The organism is Phenylobacterium sp. SCN 70-31, assembly GCF_001724605.1.
Classification (GTDB): Bacteria; Pseudomonadota; Alphaproteobacteria; order Caulobacterales; family Caulobacteraceae; genus Phenylobacterium.
Genome location: NZ_MEEX01000028.1, coordinates 56,107 through 70,484, shown reverse-complemented (window position 1 = coordinate 70,484; position 14,378 = coordinate 56,107). Strand labels below are relative to the sequence as shown.

The following is a 14,378-nucleotide window of genomic DNA, read 5'->3' as shown; positions in this document are numbered from 1 at the left end:
GCACCTCCAGACGGCAAAGAATTCGACGTGGCTGGAGAAAATATAGGTCCGATTCGGAGACAACTCTACGACGGCGGGGGCCGAAACCCTCGCGCGCCTCGCCCTTGCCTTCGGGCGAGGCGCTGACTGCGGCGCATTGGGCTCAGGCGCCGAGGACGGCGGTGGCGCCGGCGACGGTCAGGGCGAGTCCGACGAAGGCGAACGACACGACGGTGTCCAGCAGGCGGTTCATCAGGGTCGACATCTCGTTATCTCCCGTCCTGGGCAAGGCGGCCGATCCGCCCCGCATCCGATCTAGACACTGATTAGATATCGCAATCTGAACACCGAACAGATCAGCGATTTTGCCTGACAGCTATGCGTTTCCGCATGGCGACAGCGACTGCCTCCCACACGACGGGCATCCGCCGGCCGCGAGCGTCGGCGTGAGGTCATCCGAAGCCGCAAGCGGCGAATCTCGAATCGCCAGGAACCCCGGGAGACGCGGCGGGACGGAAGCCGGGTCCGCGCGCAAAAGAACGGGCGCCGCTTTCGCGGCGCCCGAGGCGGTGTGTGCGAAGGATCGTGACTACCGGCGACGGTAGCCGCTGTCGTAGCGGTCGTAGCCGTAGCGGGGCGTGGCCTGGCGGTAGCCGTAGCCGTAGCCGCCGCGGTCGTAGGCCTGGTAGCGGCTGTCGCCGTAGTAGGGGCGGCTGTCACGATAGGCGTAGCCGTAGCGATCCCGACGCCTGTCGTTGTCGTTGTTCACCGCCGCGCCGACCGCGGCGCCGGCGACGGCGCCCAGGACCACGCCTTCGGTCTTGCCGTTGCCGATGGCGGCGCCGGCGACACCGCCCAGGATCGCACCGATCAGGGCGCTTTCCCCCTTGGACGCGGCGGCGGCCTGCGAGGCCGGCAGGGCGACCGCGCCCGCGGCCGTGAGAACCATCGCGGTTCTGATCAGCTTGTTCGTCATGGCTCGTTCTCCTTGCCTTGCCGGACCCGCGGAGGCGCATGTCCGGCGTATCTTGGAGACGAACCTAGGACCCCCGGCCTGAACGACCCCGGAGTCCCCTGTTCAGCTTGGCGACAGGTTTCGGACCGCCCTCAGGCCGGCACAAGCTCGCGCCGCACCAGGCGGGCGTAGTCGTCCATCAGGCCCAGCGACAGCGCCGCGGGGGTGAAGCGGTACTCGCCGATCTCGGCCACGGGCGTCACCTCGGCGGCCGTGCCGACGACGAAGCATTCGGTGAAACCGGCCAACTCTTCGGGCCGGATGTGGCGCTCGACCACCTCGATACCCTTTTGCTTCGCCAGCCCGATCACCGTCTGGCGGGTGATGCCGTTCAGGAAGCAGTCGGGCGTCGGCGTGTGGATCACCCCGTCCTTCACGAAGAAGACGTTCGAGCCCGTGCTCTCGGCGATGTAGCCGCGATAGTCGAGCATCATGGCGTCGGTGTAGCCGTCCTTCTCCGCCGCGTGCTTGGAGATGGTGCAGATCATGTAGAGGCCCGTGGCCTTGGCGTGGACCGGCTCGGTCTCGGGGCTGGGCCGCTTGTACTTGGCCCAGGTCAGCCGGATGCCCCTGGCCCTCTCCTCGGGCGAGAAGTAGGAGGGCCATTCCCACACGGCGACGGCCACGTGGATCTTCGTATTCTGGGCCGAGACGCCGATCATCTCGGTCCCGCGCCAGGCGATCGGCCGGATGTAGGCGTCGGTCAGGCCGTTCTTCGCGCAGGTGTCCTTGCAGGCCTGATCGATCTGCGCCACCGTGAAGGGTATCTCGAAGTCCAGGATCTCCGCGGACTTGAAGAGACGTTCGGTATGCGCCGTCAGCTCGAAGATTTCGCCTCCGTACATCCGCTCGCCCTCGAACACGGCCGACGCATAGTGCAGACCGTGGGTCAGGACGTGCACCTTCGCCTCGCGCCAGGGTACGAACTGGCCGTCCAGCCAGATCCAGCCGTCGCGATCATCGAAGGGAACCAGGGACATGAGGGGAAAGCCTCCTTTCGAATGCGCCTCTTGAACCCGTCACGAAGCCCGGCGTCAAACGAATTGGACGCGGGATGAGCCTCTCCGACGCCCCTGCCCGCCCGCGGCACCTGCTGATCGTCGACGACGACGACCGCATCCGCGATCTGCTGAAGGAGTACCTGACCCGCGCCGGGTTCCGCGTGACGGCGGCGGCCGGCGGCGCGCCGGCCCGCCGGCTGATCGGCGCGCTGGACTTCGACCTGGCGGTCTTCGACGTGATGATGCCCGGCGAGGACGGCTACTCCCTCACCCGCTGGCTGCGCGAACAGCGCGGCGCCCCCGGCCGCACGCCGGTGCTGATGCTGACGGCGAAGACCGAGGCGGGAGACCGGATCGAGGGCCTGAGGCTGGGCGCCGACGACTACCTGGGCAAGCCGTTCGAGCCCGAGGAGCTGTTGCTGCGGATCGAGGCCATCCTGCGTCGCAGCCAGGAGCGCTCCGAGCCCTCGGGGGCGCTGTCTCTGGGGCGCTGCGCCTTCGACGCCGAGCGCGGCGAACTCACCTGTTCGGGCGAGCCCGTGCGCCTGACCGAGGCCGAGGTGGCTCTGCTGCGCCAGCTCGCCCGCACCCCCCACGACGCGGTGGACCGGCTGGAACTGGCCCGGGACTCGGTGGACCCGTCGGGCCGCGCCGTCGACGTGCAGGTCACCCGCCTGCGCCGCAAGATCGAAGACGACCCCAAGACGCCGCGCTATCTCCAGACGGTTCGCGGCGTCGGCTACCGCCTGGCGCCCGACTGATGGGACGGGCTGATGGGTGCGCCCTTTCTCTTCCCCTCGCCCCGCGTGGGATAGGAACGTGAGGCTCCCCTCGTCCTTCCGCGTGCTGGTCCGCTGGCTGAAGCGGCGGCTGCCGGCGACGCTGTTCGCGCGGTCGCTGCTGATCATCGTGCTGCCGGTGGCCCTGATGCAGGTGGCGGTCACCTACGTCTTCTTCGACGCCCACTGGCAGACGGTGACGCATCGCCTGTCGGAAGGGCTGGCCGGCGACATCGCCTGGGCCGTGGAGAGCTACAAGGACGATCCCGCCCCCGGGAATTTCGCCCGCCTCTCGCAGCGCGCGGAAGAGTCCCTGGGCCTCTCCATCGCCCTTCAGCCCGGCCGCCAGCTCCCCGCCAGGCGGCGCGACCCGCCGCCGATCATCGAGCCCTTCTTCGCGCCCATCGACCGTTCTCTGGATCGCGCCCTGTCGGAACGGCTGGACGACCCGTTCTGGTTCGACACCACCCGCTACCCGGCCTACGTCGACATCCGGGTGGACGTGCCGGGCGGGGTGATGCGGGTATTGGCCCCGCGCGAGCGGGCCTTCGCCACCCAGGGGCACATCTTCGTCCTGTGGCTGGCCGTGGCCACGGTGATGCTGACCGCCGTGGCGATCCTCTTCATCCGCAACCAGGTGCGCGCCATCGAGCGCCTGGCCAACGCCGCCGAAGCGTTCGGGCGCGGCGCCGACGCGCCGGCCTTCAAGCCGCACGGCGCCCGCGAGGTCCGACGCGCGGCCACCGCCTTCCTCGACATGCGCGCGCGCATCCAGCGTCACATCGAACAGCGCACGGCCCTGCTCGCCTCGGTGAGCCACGACCTGCGCACGCCGCTGACCCGCCTGAAGCTGGCCCTGGCGCTCGCCGAGCCCAGCAACCGCAACGCCGACATGAAACGCGACCTCGCCGAGATGGAGCACATGATCGACGAATACCTTGCCTTCGCCCGCGGCGAGGGGGGGGAAGCCGCCGAGACGGTGAAGCTGGCGCCGCTGATCCAGGCGGTGAGCGAAGGCGCCCGTCGCCTCGGCGCCCAGGTCCGCGTCGAAGCCGATCCCGATCTGGCCGCCACCGCACGGCCCAACGCGCTAAAGCGAGCGCTGTCCAACCTGGTGATGAACGCCGCGGCCCACGGCGAGCATCTGGTCGTCACGGCGGAACGCGTCGGCGGCGCGATCGAGATCACGGTGGACGACGACGGGCCCGGCATCCCGGCCGAACGCCACGAGGAGGCGTTCAAGGCTTTCGCCCGGCTGGACGAGGCCCGCAACCAGAACACCAAGGGCGTCGGCCTCGGCCTGGCCATCGCCCGCGACGTGGCCCGCGGTCACGGCGGCGACATCGTGCTGGGCCGTTCGCCGCTGGGCGGACTGCGCGCCGTGATCCGACTGCCGGGCTGACGGCGTTCACGCACGGTTCAGGCGTCCGGCGCAGCGTGCCGGCAAGACATCGAGGGGGAACACATCCATGCGCATCGCCGCCGTCATAGTCGCCGTCACGTTCTCAGCGGGCCTGGCCCTCGCCGGCGGGCCGGCCGCCGCCGACCCCGTCCACGGCGAATGGCTGACCCCGGACGGCTCGGGCAAGATCCGGATCGCCCCCTGCCCGGGCAAGCCCGACCGGGTGTGCGGCGCCATCTCCTGGCTCAAGAACCCCGCCGACGCCAAGGCGACCGACCTGAACAACCCCGACCCGGCGCTCAAGCGCCGGCCGATCCTGGGCCTGCCGATGATCCGCGACTTCAAGGCCGCCGGGCCCGGCCGCTGGACGGGCGGCAAGATCTACGACCCCAACAGCGGCAAGACCTACGACAGCAAGCTGTCGGTGAACCCCAACGGAACGCTCAAGGTGGAGGGCTGCGTCCTGATGGTCTGCCAAGCCCAGACCTGGCGGCGAAGCTAGACCATTCGTCGCTCGATTGGATCCAGCGCGGGACGCCGAAGACTCTAGCCGCCCAGTTCCTTCGAGCGGCGGACGGCCGCGGCCACCGCCTCCTCCAGCAGGCCCGGAAGGCCGCCCTCGCCCATCAGAACCTCGAGCGCCGCCTGGGTGGTGCCGCCGGGCGAGGTCACCTGGCGGCGCAGCTCGGCCGGATCCTCGCCGTCCTCGGGCGCCAGCCCGCCCGCCGCGCCGGCGGCCTCCAGGGCTTCGATGAACGCGTAGAGATAAGCCGGCGCCGAACCCGAAACCGCCGTCGCGGCGTGCATCAGGCCCTCGTCGTGAAGGTCGACCACCGCACCCAGCGGCTCGAACAGCGCCCGCGCCCGCGCCCGCGCCGCCGGGTCGTCGGCGAACAGGCTGGCCGTGCCCTGGCCGATGGCGGCCGCCGTCGTGGGCATGACCCGCGCGACGGGACGCCCGCCGAACGCCTTGGCGATGTCGCCCGAGCGCACGCCGGCGCAGATCGAGACCACCACCGCCCCCGCGCCCAGCCAGGCGGCCGTCTCGCCCGCCACGTCGCGCCAGATCTGCGGCTTCACCGACAGCACCACCGTGCCGGCGCGCGCCAGGTCGGCGTCGGGCGGGTTCACCAGCGCCCCGGCGCGCGCGGCCAGTTCCGCCGCAGGGCCGGGATGGGGATCGCGGACCATCAGTTCGCGGCCGTCGAAGGCGCCGGCGGCCAGCCAGCCCTCGATCATCGCTCCGCCCATGCGCCCGGCGCCCAGCATCAGGATCGGTGTGCTCATCGCCGCACGCTTAGCCGAGGGCCGCGGCCGGCAAAACCCCGAACGCAAGCAGGAGGGCGCGCGCCGCCGAGGCCCAGTTCCTCAGGAGTATGCTCGGCCCGGAGCAGGGCGGCCGGACAGCGCGGCGATCAGGCCTCGCCGACGGTCTCGAACATGCAGGCCGCGATGGCTTCCTGCGGCGTCTTGGCGCCGCGCAGGAGGAAATCGAACGCCGGGAAGAAGCGGTCGGCCGCTTCCACCGCCACATCGATCATCGCCGCCGCCTGAGCCAGGCTGGGCTGCTCGCCGCTCATCAGCGCCATGCCGTGGCGGAAGACGATCTCGCCCTCGTCCCAGAGTTCGAAATGCCCCAGCCACACGCGGGGGTTGATCGTCGCGATGAGTTCCTGCGCCGTCTGGCGCTGCGCGCGCGGCACCGCGAGGTCCATCGAAAGGCAGAGCTGGAGCGTATCGCCCTCGGGCCGCCACGCGAACCAGAGCTCGTAGTCCTTCCAGTCGCCCGCGAGGCTGAACGCGAGATCGCCGTCCTCCGTCCGGTCGAACGGAAGGTTTTCGGCGGTAAGCACGTTCTCGACCACGTCGAGCGGATCATTCGTCAGGACGACGCTTTCGTCGGTCTGCGAGGTGTCCATTCAAGACCCCTTTCGACTCGGACGGGGAGCAGAACGCCGCCCCCGAATCGCCCGCAATATCGAACCTAAACCGTTTCTGAATGAGAGTGTCACTGCGTTCTTGCGTCGCGCGAGCAGCTTTCGCGTAAGGCGAATCCCACTCAGGGCGCCTTGGGCGCTTTCCGGGCGGGCCTGGCGGCCTTCAGGGCGTCGATCTCGGCCCGCAGAACCGCCATCTCGGCCTTCAGCGCATCGAAGTCCTCGCGCCGCACCAGGTCCATTTCGGCCACCAGACGATCGGTCTGGCTGCGGAAGGCGGCCTTGGCCTCCTCGCCTGCGGCCTGGGCCAGTCCCATGGCGGCCGTGGTCAGCTTGGAGATCTCGTCGAGGATCGGATTCTGGGTCTGCATCTCAGGTCTTCGTTGCGCGGGAGGGCCCGCCAGCCTCGCATATATGGGCGCTCGGGGGATGAAAGCGAAGGCCTTCTCGTCTAAGTCGCTGGGTGAGAACGCTGGAGCCGCCGCCAAGTGCCCTTCCCCGAGATCGATCCGGTCCTCGTCCAACTCGGCCCCTTCGCCATACGCTGGTACGCCCTGGCCTATGTGGCGGGCATCCTGCTGGGCTGGCGCTATGCGGTCGGCCTGCTTCGAAACACCGCACTCTGGACGCACCGCCCCGCCCCGCTCACGCCCGAGCAGATGGACGACCTCGTGCTCTGGATCGCGCTGGGCGTCATCGGCGGGGGCCGGCTGGGCCACGTGCTGTTCTACCAGCCGCTCTCCGACGTCGCGGCCGATCCCCTCGGCGTCTTCCGCGTCTGGGAAGGCGGGATGAGCTTCCACGGCGGCGTCATCGGCGTGACCATCGCGATGGTGCTGTTCGCCTGGCGCAACAAGCTGGACCTGCTCCGGATCGCCGACGTGGTGGCGCCCGCCTATCCCATCGGCCACTTCCTGGGGCGCTGCGCCAACTTCATCAACGGCGAGCTGTGGGGCCGACCCGCGCCCGACCTGCCCTGGGCCGTGGTCTTCTGCAACGACCAGATCCAGAAGGACTTCGGCTACTGCCCGGCCGGCATGGTCGCGCGCCACCCGAGCCAGCTCTACGAGGCGCTGTTCGAGGGGCTGATCCTGTTCCTGATCCTGCGCTGGGCGACCCACGGCGCGAAGCTCGGGAACCGGCGCGGCGTCGTGGCGGGGATCTTCGTGCTGTTCTACGGCGTCTTCCGCATCGCCATCGAGACGGTGCGCGAGCCCGACGCCGGCCTCGAGAACCTGCCCCTCGGCCTGACGATGGGCATGATCCTGTCCATCCCGATGGTGCTGGGCGGGCTGTGGCTGATCTGGCGCGGCATGCGCGAACCCCTGCCGCCGGCGCTGCCGGCCGCCCCCCCGTCCGCCGGCCGGGCCGATCAGCCGGCGTGAATCCGCGCCCGGACCTCTCCCTGCGCGAACGGCTGGCGGCCCAGATCGCCCAGGACGGGCCGCTCACCGTCGCCCAGTACATGACCGCGTGCCTGCACGATCCCCGGGGCGGCTATTACGCCACGCGCCCGGCCCTGGGCGAGGCCGGCGACTTCGTGACCGCCCCCCTCGTCAGCCAGATGTTCGGCGAACTCATCGGCGTCTGGTCGGCGCTGGCCTGGGGACGCCTGGGCGAGCCGCGGGACGTCGTCCTGGTCGAGATGGGCCCCGGCGACGGGACCCTCATGGACGACCTCCTGCGCGCCGCGCGCGCGGCGGCGGGGTTCCTGGACGCCGCCGAGGTGTGGCTGGTCGAGACGTCGGAGCCGTTGCGGACCCGGCAGCGCGAGCGACTGGGCGACCGGATGGGTGGCCGCATCCGCTGGGCGCGTTCGCTGGACGATGTCCCCGGCGGCCGGCCGCTCATCCTGGTGGCCAACGAGCTTCTCGACTGCCTGCCGGCGCGGCAGTTCGTCCGCGGGCCGCTGGGCTGGACGGAGCAGGTCGTGGGACTGGATCGCGACGGCGCCCTGGCGTTCGCCCGGGTCCCGGCGCCCGGGGGCCTGCCCGACGCCCGCGAGGGGACGGTGCTGGAAGTCTCGGCCGCGCAGCAGGCCCTGGGTTCGGCCCTGGGCGAGCGGCTCGTGCGGGATGGGGGCGCGGCGCTGCTCATCGACTACGGTCGGGACGCGCCCGGTTTCGGCGACACGCTCCAGGCCTTGCGGCGGCACGAGCACACCGACCCGCTGGCCTGCCCGGGCGAGGCGGACCTGACCGTCCATGCCGACTTCCCCGCCGTGATGGCCGCGGCCGAACGCGAAGGCGCAACCGCCGCCATCCAGACCCAGGCGCGGTTCCTCGCCCGCATGGGGATCGGCGAACGCGCCGAGACCCTGCTTCGCGCCCGCCCCGACAAGGCCGCCACGATCGGTCGCCAGCTCACCCGGCTGGTGGGCGCCGACCAGATGGGCGACCTCTTCAAGGCGTGCTGCCTGCATTCGCCGGGCTGGAGTCCGCCGGCTTTCGAGGAAGACTGAGGTCCGATGCCCGCCCTGCCCGTCCTCACCTCGCCGCGTCTCGACCTGCCCGGCGTCCGCCATGCCTTCTTCACGCGCCGGGGCGGGGCCTCGCAGGGGATCTACGACAGTCTCAACGTGGGGGTGGGCTCCAGGGACGATCCCGACGCCGTCGCCGAGAACCGCCGCCGCGCGGCCGCGCATCTGGGGGGGACCCTGGTCACCGCCTATCAGGTCCATTCCGCCACGGCCTTCGCGGTGGCGGGACCCTGGACCGACGGGCCCGGCGAAGGCGACGCGGTGGTGACGGCGACCCCCGGCGTCGTCTGCGGCGCCCTGGCCGCCGACTGCGCCCCCATCCTGCTGGCCGATCCGCAGGCGCGGGTCGTCGGCGCGGCGCACGCCGGCTGGAAGGGCGCGCTGACCGGGGTCGCCGAGTCGGCCCTGGATCGGATGGAGGCGCTGGGCGCCCGGCGCGACCGCATCGTCGCCGTCGTTGGCCCCTGCATCGGCCCGGACTCGTACGAGGTCGGCCTGGAGTACGAGGCGCGCTTCGTGGAGGTCGAAGCCGACTACGCCCGCTTCTTTTCGCCGGGCGCCACGGCCGACAAGCGGCAGTTCGACCTGCCGGGCTTCGTGCTGGCGCGGCTGCGGGCCGCGGGCGTCGAGGCTTGCGAATGGATCGGCCGGGACACGTGCGCCGAACCCGACCTGTTCTTCTCCAACCGGCGGGCGTTCAAGACCGGGGAGCCCGATTACGGCCGGCTGCTGTCGGCCATCGTCCTCGAGGCTTGAGGCCCGCTCAGTAGGCCCGCTCAGTAGACTGGGGCGCGGGCGGCCAGAAGCATGCCCGAGCGGGTCAGCTCGACGCTGCCGTCGCCGAACACGCGCAGCAGGCTCTTGGCCGCCAGCCCCGCGACGGCGTCGGCGAGTTGCGCCTCGTCGAAGCGCCCGACCCGCTCCGCGCCTTCGAACAGCGCCGCCCTCGGCACCGGCTGGCCGGCCGACAGGCCGTCCAGGCGTGCGCTGGACAACAGCGCCCATTCGGCATCGCTCAGGATCGGCCGCCCCTCCGGGGTCACCGCCGGGCCGGCCAGGGCCGCCTCGCCCGCCGGCGCGCGCGCCGGCCGCAGCCGGCCCAGCATGGCGGCGGCCAGTTCGCGCTCGCCCGAGATCGTCATGTCGCAGCCCAGCTTCGTCAGGTGCTCCACCTCGGCGTCCGAATGCGCGCGGGCGATGATCTCCATATCGGGCTTCACCTTGCGGGCTTCCTGCACGATGCCCCCGGCCTCGAAGCCGTTGGGCACCGTTACGATCATCCGGCGGGCGCTGGCGATGCCGGCCGCCGCCAGGACCCGCGGGTCCGCGGCGTTGCCGGCCAGCACCTCGAAACCCTTCTCCTTCGCGCGCTTGCGGGCCACCTCGTCCAGTTCCACCACCAGGAAGGGCCGGCCCACTGTCTCCAGGCCCTCCGCGAGGGCGGCGCCCACGCGGCCGAAACCCACGACGATGTCGTGTTCGGTGAGCGCGGTAGGCAGGAAGTCGTTGGCCGGCTGGGGGGCGCCGGCCTCCACGGCGACGATCTTCGACCGCGACCGCGTGATGACGGCGAAGACCAGCGGGGTCAGCAGGATCGAGATGATCGCCCCGCCCAGGATGAGGTCCCGGCCGCTCTCAGGCAGCAGGCTCAGGCCCACGCCGAGCCCGGCCAGGATGAACGAGAACTCCCCGATCTGGGCCAGCGAGGCGGCGATGGTGAGCGCCGTCTGGCTGTCGTGCCGGAAGGCCCGCACGATCCAGTAGGCCGCCGCCGACTTGCCCACCACGACGATCAGGACGGTGGCCAGCAGCGGCCAGAACTGTTCAAGCACCACCGACGGGTTGAACAGCATCCCAACCGAGACGAAGAACAGCACTGCGAAGGCGTCGCGCAGGGGCAGCGTCTCCTCGGCCGCCTGCTGGCTGAGTTCGGACTCGGCCAGGATCATGCCGGCGAAGAAGGCGCCCAGGGCGAACGAGACGTCGAACAGCGTCGCGGCGCCGAAGGCCACCCCCAGCGCGATGGCGAAGACCGCCAGGCGGAACAACTCGCGCGAGCCCGTGTGCGCGACCCAGTGCAGGATCCACGGGATCACCCGCCGCCCCACGATCAGCATGAAGGCGACGAACGCCAGGACCTTGCCGATGGTGACGCCCAGCGGGACGATCCAGCCCTGGACAGGGTCCGAGGCCGACTCGGACGCCGTCAGCGCTCCGGCCAAGGCGGGCAGGAGCACCAGGGCCAGGACCATCGCCAGGTCCTCGACGACGAGCCACCCCACGGCGATCCGGCCGCGGTCCGTCTGGATGATTCGCCGTTCCTGCAGCGCGCGCAGCAGGACCACGGTGCTGGCCACCGACAGCGCCAGACCGAACACGAGACCGGCGACGAGGGTCCAGCCCATGAAATAGGCCAGCCCCATGCCCAGCAGCGTCGCCGCCGCCATCTGGCCCAGGGCGCCGGGAATCGCGATGGCCCGGACCGACAGCAGGTCCTTGAGCGAGAAGTGGAGGCCCACCCCGAACATCAGCAGGATCACGCCGATCTCGGCCAGTTCGGTGGCCAGACTCTGGTCGGCCACGAAGCCCGGGGTGAACGGCCCCACCAGGACACCCGCCAGAAGATACCCCACCAAGGGCGAAATCCGCAGCCGATGCGCCAGGGCGCCGAGCGCGAAGGCGATCGACAGGCCGGCGACGATGGTGGCGATCAGCGGCGTATGGTGGGGCATTCGGCTCCTGGGGCGGGCGTCGGACGCGGCGTCGATCTCCCGCATAGCGGTTGCACGGGCATGACGCCACTAGAGCCGGCGTGATCCGGCCTTGCTCCCGGCCGCGCGCCTGCTAAAAGCGCGCCGTCACCGCACATTCGAGGCTCCGATGAAGCTGCTCGCCGGCAACTCCAATCGCACGCTGGCGCAGGCGGTGGCGAACCACCTGGACGTCCCCCTCTGCCGGGCCCAGGTGAAGCGGTTCGCCGACAACGAGGTCTGGGTCACCATCGACGAGAACGTCCGGGGGGAGGATGTCTTCATCCTCCAGTCGACCAGCTATCCGGCCAACGATCACCTGATGGAGCTGCTGGTTTGCGTCGATGCGCTGAAGCGCGCGTCGGCTCGGCGGATCACCGCGGTCACGCCCTACTTCGGCTACGCCCGCCAGGACCGGAAGACCGGCGGCCGTACGCCCATCTCCGCGAAACTCGTCGCCAACCTCATCACCCGGGCCGGCGCCGACCGTGTCCTGACGATGGATCTGCACTCGGGCCAGATCCAGGGCTTCTTCGACATCCCGACCGACAACCTGCTGTCGGCGCCCCTGCTGGCCGCCGACATCAAGGAGAACTACGACCGCTGGCGCGACCTGCTGGTCGTCTCGCCCGACGTGGGCGGCGTGGTCCGCGCCCTGGCCGTCGCCAGCCGCCTCGACACCGAGCTGGCCATCGTCGACAAGCGGCGCTCGGGACCCGGCAAGTCCGAGGTCGCCAATATCATCGGCGACGTGTCGGGCCGCCGCTGCATCCTGTTCGACGACATGATCGATGGCGGCGGCACGCTCTGCAACGCCGCCCAGGCGCTGGTCGACGCCGGCGCGGCCGAAGTGTCGGCCTATGTCACCCACGGCGTCCTGTCGGGCGCGGCGGTCGAGCGCGTAGAGGCGTCGGTGCTGAAGGAGCTGGTCATGACCGACTCCATCGCGGCCCCCGAGCGCGCCGGCGACGGCGGCAAGATTCGCTATGTCAGCTGCGCCAGCCTGATCGGCGAGGCGATCCGCCGCATCGCCAACGAAGAGAGCGTCTCGAAACTGTTCGACTGACATCGGGGGCCGGCCACGCTTGCCGCGAAGCGCCCGAAGCAGCTAAGCCAGGACCACCTCGGGGGGCGGGGTTTCGTCAACTCACCACTCGCAAGAGGGGGAAACGCCTGATGCCGATTCGATTCCAGGCCAGACACGCTCTCCCGGTCGCTGTCGCCCTGGCCGTCCTGACCGCCTGCGCGGAACAACCCAAGACGATCGCGCCGCCGCCGCCGCCGCCGGTTCCCTCGGTCATGCTGTCGCCGCAACTGGTGGAGATGGCCAGCGCCTATCGGCGCTACCTGGGCGCCGCCACGGCCATCACCCCGGTCTTCACGGACGGCCCGGGCGTGGCCGGCGCTCTGCGTCAGGGCGCGACCTACGAGCCGCAGCAACTCACCAAGGGCGCGATCGCCTACGGCGCCATCGTGGCGCTCCAGGACCCCGCGTTCGTCGCGGGCGTGCGCGTCTACGCCCGAGATCCGGCTCAACGCCGGCAGGTCGTCCACGAACTGCTGAAGGACCCGGCCTATGCGGTCGGGCTCGCCGGCTCCCAGACCGCCGCCAGCCACGTCATCGCTGCGCTGGGCGGCGACGCCCAGCGGCTCTACGACGCCGGCAAGCAGGTGAAGCAGGCCGCCTACGACATCCAGAAGCAGCCCTGGTCGCGGGGCGAGGTGGCCGGACGGGACGCCCGGCTGGCCGGCGCCAAGAGCCTGTCCGCCGCGGCCATGTCGGGAGACGCCAACGAAACCGCCCGCCTGCAACACGCCTCGACCGGCGGGTCTCCCTTCGACGCCGCCGCCGCCCAGGCGGCCGCGCCGCCCTACACCCCGACGGTGATCCGCAGCCTGGCCCTGGCGGCCCTGGCGGTGCTGGGCGAAGCGGGCGACGCCAACCTGGAAACGGTGATGGGGCTGGTTGTCGAACCCAACATCGGCTCGTGCATGAACTTCTCGAAGCTCAACCTCTATCAGTGCCTCGCCGTGGCGCGGCCGCACTACGAGGACGTCTTCTGCCTGGGCCAGCACGCGATGATGGACACCGGGCGCTGCATGATCCGCGCGGCCGGCCTCCCCGAGCCGCACGAGCCTCGGTTCGTCCCCGACGCCAGCTCGATCGCCCGGGGCATGCCGGCCAAGAAGGCGCCGGCCAAGGCGCCCGCCAAGAAGCCCGCGAAGAAGAGCTGAACCGCGCCGCGTCGCGCCGGCGTCGCCACCTGTGCGGCCCTTGCGCGACCTCGACGCGGCCCCGTTGCGCCGCCCAAGTGTTTTGTGTATCTACGCGCACCCTTTCGACCCGCTCGGGTCCCGAATTTCCGTCGCCGCGCGCGCGCCGCGCGGCGGCTTCGTTTTGAGGCAAGGCCATGGCCGAGATCGTTTTGAACGTTGAAGTCCGCGAACAGACCGGCACCGGCAGTGCGCGCGCCACCCGCCGCGACGGCAAGGTCCCGGGCGTCCTGTACGGCGGCGACAAGGCGCCCGTCGCCATCGCGGTGAAGTCGAACGAGTTCCGCAAGGCGCTCTACACCGGCAAGCTTCTGGGCCATCTGGTGACCCTGAAGTACGGCGAAGAGACCCAGCCGGTCATCGCCAAGGCGGTGGACCTGCATCCGGTCACCGACGAACCGCAGCACTTCGACCTCTACCGGGTGGACGAGCACCAGGAGATCAAGATCGACGTGCCGGTGCACTTCGCGAATCAGGAAGCCTCTCCGGGCCTGAAGCGCGGCGGCTCGCTGGCGGTGATCCTGCACAGCGTCAACGTCTCGTGCCACGCCGACCAGATTCCGGAAGAGATCGTGGTCGACCTCACGGGCCGCGAGATCGGCGACACGATCCGCGTCGCCGACCTGACGCTGCCGAAGGGCGTCACCGCCGCCATCGACGGCGAGCTGGTGGTGGTCTCCATCGCCGGCGCCAAGGTCGAGGCGGCCGACGCCGAGGGCGAAGCCGCCGAGGGCGGCGAAGCCTGATCCTCCATTCCCGGGG

At 70.8% G+C, this 14,378-nt stretch carries 15 protein-coding genes; 9 read left to right on the top strand and 6 right to left on the bottom strand.

Annotated features, from left to right (window positions below):
* Positions 1-568 precede the first annotated feature (568 nt).
* Positions 569-955, bottom strand: a complete 387-nt coding sequence (locus ABS78_RS18400; protein WP_293382794.1) for a glycine zipper 2TM domain-containing protein — start codon at positions 953-955, stop codon at positions 569-571.
* A 131-nt stretch (positions 956-1,086) separates the two neighbouring features.
* Positions 1,087-1,974, bottom strand: a complete 888-nt coding sequence (locus ABS78_RS18395) for a branched-chain amino acid aminotransferase (RefSeq protein ID WP_293382791.1) — start codon at positions 1,972-1,974, stop codon at positions 1,087-1,089.
* 74 nt (positions 1,975-2,048) lie between these two features.
* Here ABS78_RS18395 and ABS78_RS18390 point away from each other — a divergent pair, with 74 nt between their 5' ends.
* From ABS78_RS18390 to ABS78_RS18380, 3 genes are all read left to right on the top strand, one after another.
* Entirely contained in the window at positions 2,049-2,756 is a 708-nt protein-coding gene (locus ABS78_RS18390) for a response regulator transcription factor (protein ID WP_293382788.1), read from the top strand.
* Positions 2,757-2,814: 58 nt separating this feature from the next.
* Positions 2,815-4,176 (top strand): ATP-binding protein, encoded by a 1,362-nt coding sequence (locus ABS78_RS18385; protein ID WP_293382785.1) that lies wholly within the window; start codon positions 2,815-2,817, stop codon positions 4,174-4,176.
* A gap of 67 nt (positions 4,177-4,243) precedes the next feature.
* Positions 4,244-4,678: a DUF2147 domain-containing protein gene (locus ABS78_RS18380; RefSeq protein ID WP_293382782.1), complete on the top strand. Its 435-nt coding sequence runs from the start codon at positions 4,244-4,246 to the stop codon at positions 4,676-4,678.
* Positions 4,679-4,722: 44 nt separating this feature from the next.
* On the opposite strand, the gene ABS78_RS18375 is transcribed toward ABS78_RS18380, so the two are convergent.
* From ABS78_RS18375 to ABS78_RS18365, 3 genes are all read right to left on the bottom strand, one after another.
* On the bottom strand, positions 4,723-5,463 hold the full coding sequence (locus ABS78_RS18375; protein ID WP_293382779.1) for a pyrroline-5-carboxylate reductase dimerization domain-containing protein: 741 nt from the start codon (positions 5,461-5,463) through the stop codon (positions 4,723-4,725).
* A gap of 128 nt (positions 5,464-5,591) precedes the next feature.
* A complete protein-coding gene (locus tag ABS78_RS18370) occupies positions 5,592-6,095 on the bottom strand; it encodes a YbjN domain-containing protein (protein WP_293382776.1) in 504 nt (167 codons plus the stop codon).
* Positions 6,096-6,235: 140 nt separating this feature from the next.
* Positions 6,236-6,484, bottom strand: a complete 249-nt coding sequence (locus ABS78_RS18365; protein ID WP_293382773.1) for an accessory factor UbiK family protein — start codon at positions 6,482-6,484, stop codon at positions 6,236-6,238.
* Positions 6,485-6,601: 117 nt separating this feature from the next.
* Between ABS78_RS18365 and lgt the strand changes: the two genes are divergently transcribed.
* Genes lgt through pgeF form a run of 3 tightly spaced genes read left to right on the top strand, consistent with a single transcriptional unit; the run spans position 6,602 to position 9,348 of the window.
* Positions 6,602-7,498, top strand: a complete 897-nt coding sequence (lgt, locus tag ABS78_RS18360; protein WP_293382770.1) for a prolipoprotein diacylglyceryl transferase — start codon at positions 6,602-6,604, stop codon at positions 7,496-7,498.
* Entirely contained in the window at positions 7,495-8,574 is a 1,080-nt protein-coding gene (locus ABS78_RS18355; protein WP_293382767.1) for an SAM-dependent methyltransferase, read from the top strand. Before lgt ends, ABS78_RS18355 begins: the two co-directional genes overlap by 4 nt.
* 6 nt (positions 8,575-8,580) lie before the next feature.
* The gene (pgeF, locus tag ABS78_RS18350) at positions 8,581-9,348 is read left to right on the top strand and encodes a peptidoglycan editing factor PgeF (RefSeq protein ID WP_293382764.1); all 768 of its coding nucleotides are present in this window, start codon (positions 8,581-8,583) and stop codon (positions 9,346-9,348) included.
* Between the two features lie 20 nt (positions 9,349-9,368).
* On the opposite strand, the gene ybaL is transcribed toward pgeF, so the two are convergent.
* Positions 9,369-11,324 carry a YbaL family putative K(+) efflux transporter gene (ybaL, locus tag ABS78_RS18345; protein WP_293382761.1) on the bottom strand — a complete coding sequence of 652 codons (1,956 nt, stop codon included), beginning with the start codon at positions 11,322-11,324 and terminating at the stop codon, positions 9,369-9,371.
* Positions 11,325-11,472: 148 nt separating this feature from the next.
* On the opposite strand from ybaL, the gene ABS78_RS18340 reads away from it, so the two are divergent.
* The 3 genes from ABS78_RS18340 (at position 11,473) to ABS78_RS18330 (ending at position 14,362) form a co-directional block, all read left to right on the top strand.
* Positions 11,473-12,408: a ribose-phosphate pyrophosphokinase gene (locus ABS78_RS18340; RefSeq protein WP_293382758.1), complete on the top strand. Its 936-nt coding sequence runs from the start codon at positions 11,473-11,475 to the stop codon at positions 12,406-12,408.
* Positions 12,409-12,518: 110 nt separating this feature from the next.
* Positions 12,519-13,577, top strand: a complete 1,059-nt coding sequence (locus ABS78_RS18335) for a hypothetical protein (protein WP_293382755.1) — start codon at positions 12,519-12,521, stop codon at positions 13,575-13,577.
* A 176-nt stretch (positions 13,578-13,753) separates the two neighbouring features.
* Entirely contained in the window at positions 13,754-14,362 is a 609-nt protein-coding gene (locus ABS78_RS18330) for a 50S ribosomal protein L25/general stress protein Ctc (RefSeq protein WP_293382752.1), read from the top strand.
* The last annotated feature ends 16 nt before the right edge of the window (positions 14,363-14,378 follow it).

What these genes read in the sequence shown, in the direction of transcription:
- ABS78_RS18400 (WP_293382794.1), bottom strand. Translation starts at nt 955, where the DNA reads ATGACGAACAAGCTGATCAGAACCGCGATGGTTCTCACGGCCGCGGGC.
- ABS78_RS18395 (WP_293382791.1), bottom strand. Translation starts at nt 1,974, where the DNA reads ATGTCCCTGGTTCCCTTCGATGATCGCGACGGCTGGATCTGGCTGGAC.
- ABS78_RS18390 (WP_293382788.1), top strand. Translation starts at nt 2,049, where the DNA reads ATGAGCCTCTCCGACGCCCCTGCCCGCCCGCGGCACCTGCTGATCGTC.
- ABS78_RS18380 (WP_293382782.1), top strand. Translation starts at nt 4,244, where the DNA reads ATGCGCATCGCCGCCGTCATAGTCGCCGTCACGTTCTCAGCGGGCCTG.
- ABS78_RS18375 (WP_293382779.1), bottom strand. Translation starts at nt 5,463, where the DNA reads ATGAGCACACCGATCCTGATGCTGGGCGCCGGGCGCATGGGCGGAGCG.
- ABS78_RS18370 (WP_293382776.1), bottom strand. Translation starts at nt 6,095, where the DNA reads ATGGACACCTCGCAGACCGACGAAAGCGTCGTCCTGACGAATGATCCG.
- ABS78_RS18365 (WP_293382773.1), bottom strand. Translation starts at nt 6,484, where the DNA reads ATGCAGACCCAGAATCCGATCCTCGACGAGATCTCCAAGCTGACCACG.
- pgeF (WP_293382764.1), top strand. Translation starts at nt 8,581, where the DNA reads ATGCCCGCCCTGCCCGTCCTCACCTCGCCGCGTCTCGACCTGCCCGGC.
- ybaL (WP_293382761.1), bottom strand. Translation starts at nt 11,324, where the DNA reads ATGCCCCACCATACGCCGCTGATCGCCACCATCGTCGCCGGCCTGTCG.
- ABS78_RS18340 (WP_293382758.1), top strand. Translation starts at nt 11,473, where the DNA reads ATGAAGCTGCTCGCCGGCAACTCCAATCGCACGCTGGCGCAGGCGGTG.
- ABS78_RS18335 (WP_293382755.1), top strand. Translation starts at nt 12,519, where the DNA reads ATGCCGATTCGATTCCAGGCCAGACACGCTCTCCCGGTCGCTGTCGCC.
- ABS78_RS18330 (WP_293382752.1), top strand. Translation starts at nt 13,754, where the DNA reads ATGGCCGAGATCGTTTTGAACGTTGAAGTCCGCGAACAGACCGGCACC.